The 7035-nt window shown below is 34.9% G+C and carries 3 protein-coding genes; 2 read left to right on the top strand and 1 reads right to left on the bottom strand.

The features are described from left to right. Positions 1 to 1259 precede the first annotated feature (1259 nt). Both katE and AABE15_RS04760 read left to right on the top strand, forming a co-directional pair. Positions 1260 to 3521, top strand: coding sequence for a catalase HPII (gene katE, locus AABE15_RS04765; RefSeq protein ID WP_338330140.1), 2262 nt, complete (start codon positions 1260 to 1262; stop codon positions 3519 to 3521). A 29-nt stretch (positions 3522 to 3550) separates the two neighbouring features. Continuing rightward, positions 3551 to 4426, top strand: coding sequence for an SDR family oxidoreductase (locus AABE15_RS04760; protein WP_338330139.1), 876 nt, complete (start codon positions 3551 to 3553; stop codon positions 4424 to 4426). A 1310-nt stretch (positions 4427 to 5736) separates the two neighbouring features. On the opposite strand, the gene AABE15_RS04755 is transcribed toward AABE15_RS04760, so the two are convergent. Continuing rightward, positions 5737 to 5961, bottom strand: a complete 225-nt coding sequence (locus AABE15_RS04755) for an AAA family ATPase (RefSeq protein WP_338330138.1) — start codon at positions 5959 to 5961, stop codon at positions 5737 to 5739. Positions 5962 to 7035 lie beyond the last annotated feature (1074 nt).

Genomic DNA, 7035 nt, shown 5'->3' with positions numbered 1-7035 from the left:
CGATTACTTATTAAAGTATAATTTTTTATAAAAAAATATTGATATCGAGAATATTTCTTTTTTCATTAAGTTTGTGTGTAGATTATCTTTTTGTAATTTTCAATATTAAACTTTATTTGTTGTGCTTTTATATTTATTGTAATGTATGTTTCACTTTAAAAACATTTAATATTGATTGTATGTAAGGCGGCTTGACTGTGAGGGGTAGGTGCAATCGTTATCGCCGAATTATTCGTTATTTTTTTTGTTGGTTTTTTGAAAAATCAAATTGAGTCGTGGACTTCATTAAGGAATTGTTTATTTGAATTGATTATAATAGTACGCAACAAATCAATTTTTAGTTTTAAAATAAACCAAATTTGTGGACAGTTGGTAGAGATTTACTGTAATTTTATAATTTATGAAAATTAATTTCCTATATTTTGTGCCTTTAGTTTTATTATTTACAGAATTATAAGAAATTTTATTTTTACAAAAGTAAGTTTATAGAAATTAGGATAAACTCTTTTTAAGTTGAGTTAAATTTTTTAAAACAATGTATTTTAGCCTGTTTGAATAATTGTTTGACAACATAGTGTCATGAATATTTCATTAAAAAAATGTATAATCTTTTTTATTATAAAATTTTACTCAATAAATTAAGTAATTACGCAACTATAAAGTTTTTGAACGTATCGTTATTAGTTAATTATTTTTATATATCTGGATTTTAACAATATTTTTGCTCTTAGTACATAAAAATCTTTAATGGTTTTGGAAATTATGCGTATAATAGACCATCTCTGTTCATCACATTAAAAGAGAGGCATAGTTTTAAACTAATACAATAGTGGTGAATACTCTCTTGATAGTTGACACCCAGTATTCCGAATGAATTAAAAATATACTCGATCAAGAAACTTCAAGTTCAGCTCAAATTCTAAAATCTACTTCATTTAGCATCGTACAAAACTCAATTTTCATAGTAGGAAAAAGCTTAGCGTTATTCGAACTCATAAATTTTACAGGGATGTAAATCTTATAGGAATACTTACAAAATATAAGAATAACTTTTGAAAGAGGAGAGTAAAAAATAGTTGATCCTAATATTAAGGATGGTAAGTAGAAAATTGAGTTATCAGTTGCTAAAATACCTAATTACGTAAAGGGCTATTGTTCTAATTTTTCGATCGATGGAGTTTTTGCTGAACCATATCTAGGACATATACCCAAAAAACGGATAATTGTGGGTTATTCATTTATGCTGAAAGGTAATTAAAATGAACAAGTCTAACGATAAAAATTTTTGTAAAGAACCACACTCTAAAGATTCCTCTGACTCAATAGAGCCACATTATCGTGATACAGCACCCGCTAATGCTCCTTTAAAACCAAGCAGTGCACCTACCCCCCCGGGTAAAGAACCCATGTTCCCTGGTTCTGATAAAACCCCACAAAATAATAACTTGAAATTAAAACAACTGGACGAATTTCGTTGTGATCCCCAAGACCAGCCGTTGCGGACGGATCAAGGAATTAAAATATCAGATAATCAAAATTCATTAAAAGCTGGAGTACGTGGCTCAATTTTACTCGAAGATTTTATGCTTCGAGAGAAAATAACGCATTTTGATCACGAGCGTATCCCTGAACGCGTCGTTCATGCACGCGGTGCTGCTGCTCATGGGTATTTTCAAGTTTATAAATCCTTAGCGGCGTTTACCAAGGCAGATTTTCTTCAAGATCCTACGGTGAAAACACCCGTGTTTACGCGTTTTTCAACGGTAATCGGTTTTAGGGGGTCGGGCGATACCGTTCGAGATGTTCGTGGATTTGCCACTAAATTTTATACGCAAGAAGGTAATTTTGATCTTGTTGGCAACAATATGCCAATATTCTTTATTCAAGATGCTATAAAATTTCCTGATTTTGTCCATGCTGCCAAACCCGAGCCCCATAATGAAATACCGCAAGGGCAAACGGCGCACGATACATTATGGGATTACGTTTCCTTACAACCCGAAACCATGCATAACGTGATATGGGCCATGTCAGATCGAGCCATTCCTCGAAGCTTTCGCATGATGGAGGGATTTGGGATTCATACCTATAAAATGATTAATAAAGAAGGGGTTTGTCATTTTGTTCGTTTTCATTGGAAGCCTGTTTATGGCATTTCTTCATTAATATGGGACGAAGCCCAAGAATTAGTGGGTAGGGATCCAGATTTTAATCGCCGTGAATTATGGGAATCAATTGAAGCGGGCGATTACGCTGAGTTTGAACTTGGACTGCAAATTATTCCAGAGCAAGATGAGAATAAGTTTGATTTTGATATTCTTGATGCAACAAAACTTATTCCCGAGGCGCTGGTTCCCGTACAACGCGTTGGTAAAATGACGCTTAATCGCAATCCTGATAATTATTTTAATGAAACGGAGCAGGTTGCCTTTTGCCCTGGAAATATTGTTCCCGGACTTGATTTTTCAGACGATCCGCTTTTACAAGGACGGCTTTTTTCCTATATTGATACGCAAATAAGCCGACTGGGTGGGCCTAATTTTCATGAAATTCCTATTAATATGCCCGTCTGTCCTTTTCAAAATCATCAACGCGATGGAATGCATCGTATGAGTATCGCTACTGGTCCGAATTATGAACCCAATTCTATTAATAACAATTGGCCCAGAGAAACCCCGCCCGCCGCAAGCAATGGTGGATTTTCAACTTATCCACAACTTCTCGATGGCGAAAAAATTCGTAAACGCAGCAGTTCATTTGTTGATTTTTACTCTCAACCCCGCCTTTTTTGGCTCAGTCAAACCGAAGCGGAGCAAAATCATATCATCGGCGGCTTTAGCTTTGAGCTAGGGAAGGTTGTACGTCCGTGGATCCGAGAGCGCGTGGTGGATCATCTTTGCTTCATCGACCATCACTTAGCCCAATCGGTTGCTAAAAATCTCGGTATAACCCTTACCCAAGAACAACTGAATCGAACGTTGCCAAAAGCTGTTAATGGATTGGAACGCGATAAAACGTTAAGCATGTATGGCGGTCCTTTGAAACAAGTTTTAAAATCACGTCAGGTTGCTATTCTAGCGGCCGATGGGGTTTGTGGAAAATCTGTTGAATCCATTAAAACATCGTTAAATAGCCTTGGCATTCATAGTAAAATTTTTGCTCCGCATCTTGGTATGATTAAAACACTGCAGGGTAAGGAATTGCATGTCGATGGCACGATTGAAGGCAATCCTTCTGTGGTCGTCGATGCAGTTATTGTCCCAACTGGTGAAGAGAGCATTAAAATGCTCATGAACGATGGGAATGCAAAGCATTATCTACTGCAAGCGTTTAAACATCTAAAGGCGATAGGGTTGCAAGGATGTGCGTTAAAACTTTACCAAGCGCTGCCTTTACCTAAACCCGATGAAGGCGTAATCACTGCGGAAGATGCAAAAAAACTGGTAGATGCCTTCAGCAATGCCATGAAGGGTCATAGGGTTTGGTCAAGAGAGCCCATGGCTAAAGAAATTCCAAGCTAGTTTTACCTGTAAAACTGAAAGGAACTATTATGGTACAATTGAAGTCACATTATCCATCTCCTCCATTTGCTAAACAATCACAGCCTATACCTGGATTGGCATGTAAAATGTCTCCAAAGCCAGATCACGGTGAAAAAAGTTATGAGGGACATCAACGGTTAGTCGGGCGTAAAGCTCTGATCACAGGCGGAGATTCTGGTATCGGCAGAGCCGTTGCCATTGCCTATGCCCGTGAGGGAGCCGATGTTGTCATCAATTATTTACCTGATGAAGAACAAGATGCCAAAGAAGTTCTTTCCTACATTAAAAAGGCAGGGCGCAAAGGCTACGCCGTACCTGGAGATATTCGTGAAGAAAAATTCTGTAAAGAATTGGTCGAAAAATCGGTTAAGCACTTGGGTGGATTGGATATTTTGGTAAACAATGCAGGCAGACAGCAATTTGTTAAATCAATAATGGATTTGACTACCGAACAGTTCGATGCCACCTTTAAAACCAATGTCTATGCTTTGTTTTGGATCACGAAAGCGGCTTTGAAACATATGAAGTCTGGATCTTCGATTGTGAATACGTCCTCTGTTCAAGCGTATTTACCCTCCGCTGGCTTATTAGATTACGCTCAGACCAAGGCCAGCATTGCTGCATTCACAAAATCATTGGCTAAACAACTGGCGGATAAACACATACGTGTCAATGCGGTGGCTCCAGGTCCTTATTGGACACCGTTACAAGTTTGTGGAGGGCAATCTAAGGAGGATCTTCCACAATTTGGTGAGGAAGCCCCGTTAAAAAGACCTGGCCAACCGGCGGAAATTGCGTCTCTGTATGTGACCCTGGCAGCAAAAGAAACCAGTTATACCACTGGTCAAGTATGGTGCTCGGATGGGGGTACGGGTACAGTATAAACTATCCATTGTATATAAAAATATAACCTATCTTGCCGATTGGGGTAAGGTAGGTATAACATTGCTCAAAGAAATGAGGTAAAACTTAAGTACAATATCCTTCTTGGATACAAACTGTCTCAAAAAAAGTAGCGAAGATTCAACAGTGAGGTAAAAGCCTTCAGGTGAAAATAGAGTATAAAATAAACTTTATATGGTGAGACAATATAGTGTTTGTCTCTTTTTTTAGCTAACGAGTATAAGTTTTTTACATTTTATATTGTCTGTGAAAATGCCTATCTGAGGCTCAACTTTTATTTTGTTTTATTTTGCGCATAATGTAGACAGGGCAATAGAAATTTGATGCGTTTAAATCCTGTAATGGATACATAACGTATGATAGGAATGGTCAAAATTTTATTGTTTTTGTCTTGATAATTTGAAACACTCGTTGAACCGATATTCTGCTTAGCTTTTCCAATTCTATAAATTTCCAAAAATTTTTTTCCAGCAATTTTATAATTTTGCAAAACCAATAGTTGTATCAAGGCATCATTTTTTGAATGAATTGTTTTAGTTTTTGGTTTTTATTTTCACCATTGGCTTGAGTTGAATGAGGGTTGGCTTTCACGTCGTCATCCAATTCTTCTAAAAATTTTTGTACAAATTTTGGACCATGTTCCTCTATATCGGGGCGAAAACTTTCAATTATACCCTCAGAGACGACAAAATTGCCGATTTTTCTAAGCTTTTCTTCTATTCTTTTGAAGCATTTTTCCCCTTCATCCGTTGGTGAAGCGGATACATTATGCTTCTTAATTTGTGCATAAATATCCTTTTTAACAATTTCTTTGATCTCGTGTTGTAAGGAATGCTCCGATGAAAAGCCTTCTCGTAATATTTCACATATTTCTTTCTTTATTTGCTCAAAAGATTTTATTTTAGTGTTTGATGAAATACTCTTTAAAAATCATCGAGATCCGCCTTAAACACATGAAAATCGCTTTCAAAAGCTTTTAAAGTTTCTTGAAATTTATTTTCTTCAAGCAAAAAATCGATGTCAAAAATGGCCTTAATGGGTATCCCCATCTTTTTTAATGGTTCAGCTATTTTTCCAATTTGATCTTTTCCATTGCCGGTAATAAAAAGCGTGTCTTTCCATTTTTACGGATTTTTGGCTTTTAAATAGTCAAAACAGCACGGTATAGCAAGCAATCGTTGTTATCTTCATATAGAATACTATGTTTATGGAAAATTCCTTCCAACGGAAAGGATATGACGTAAAGTGGGAGATGCTATAGCTTATGTATTAAGATAATCTTTTGTTCTAGTCAACTAGATGTATTTTCTTTTCGTTGCAGGCGGATAATCCTTACGTTTCCTTGAGTTTCATCCAAAAAGCCTTTCATGATATTGCTGCTATGGGTGGCAATTATCAACTGTCTTTTAATTTCCTGTGCTAAAATTTTACCCAATCCTACTATCTGTGGGGGATGCAGAAACACTTCGATTTCATCAATCAAAGCAATGTCAGATGCGTGAATAATAGAGTGCAACAGAATTCCCCCCAAAGACTTTCATTCTTTTGCCTTAACGGTTTGAAAAAGATTTTTACATAGAATTTCTAGTTTTTTTCGATATTCCTCATGGGGCATCATTAGATCAACTTGTTCATCACTTAAATACAGTTCTGCTGTTGGTCCTCGTATACGGTTTTGCGCTACATGTTAAAAAAAGATTGACAAATAGATTATTTATATATGTTCTTGCATCTTTATCAAAATATTATGCGTGCAGAGGGAATTTTTTTTTGCCACCCTATCACGGCTCGGACGCAGCTTGCAAAGCATTAATTTTTATTGGAAAAAATAAAAAACCTTTTGTAAATTTTACCAATTCTTTGGATATTTTCATCTATTCATTACATATTAATAGCTATTTTACTCTTAAATACATAGTTTTTGTCGATCTGTGACGCTTACTTGTCTAATATAATTTATGAATTTCTTATTGGATGTAGTCGTTGCTATTCTGAGATCATACTTTTTTTAGGTAAATGATATAATTGCTGAATAATATATATCCCGTTTAAAAATTCCAATTTTTCATAGTTGTTAGGTTCTACGGTCAAAATTTTATTATCACCTTTTCATTTTAAATGCGTATCACCTTGTTAAAATGATAAAGTGAACATAAACTTTCAATTTTTTTTAAATAAGTCACTTAATGAATGGGTGATAATGTGGTTATTTAAAGGGGTTTAACTAATTTTTAATAAATGCTTTAACGGTAAATAAAATTAGAGAATATTTATTTTATGTACAAGAGAAAAGTTATACGTGGCAGGGTATAGATTTTATTAGCTATAGTCTAAGCGAAAAGTTTAGTTTTCAAAAAGATCTTAAAGTTAATTTTAATATTGGTTTAATACCATAATTTATGAAGTAATTCTTCAAAATAAAAGAAATATTAAATTTTACATAAGTTCTTATTAAAAAGTTTTTTTAAGTTCGAAAGATTAATTTAATTTTATACAAATCGTATCTTAAACGGTTAGTAAGGTTTTTTTTAGGGACATTTATGGTTCATTTTTTTTAATAAAAAAACTTCTGGATATTAAAATCCAGAAG

This window comes from Commensalibacter sp. Nvir (genome assembly GCF_963921845.1).
GTDB lineage: Bacteria > Pseudomonadota > Alphaproteobacteria > Acetobacterales > Acetobacteraceae > Commensalibacter.
The sequence above is the reverse complement of the archived record's forward strand: the minus strand, read 5'-3'. Positions and strand labels throughout refer to the sequence as shown.

Coding starts and splice junctions, on each gene's coding strand:
- katE (WP_338330140.1), top strand. CDS start 1,260: ATGAACAAGTCTAACGATAAAAATTTTTGTAAAGAACCACACTCTAAA.
- AABE15_RS04760 (WP_338330139.1), top strand. CDS start 3,551: ATGGTACAATTGAAGTCACATTATCCATCTCCTCCATTTGCTAAACAA.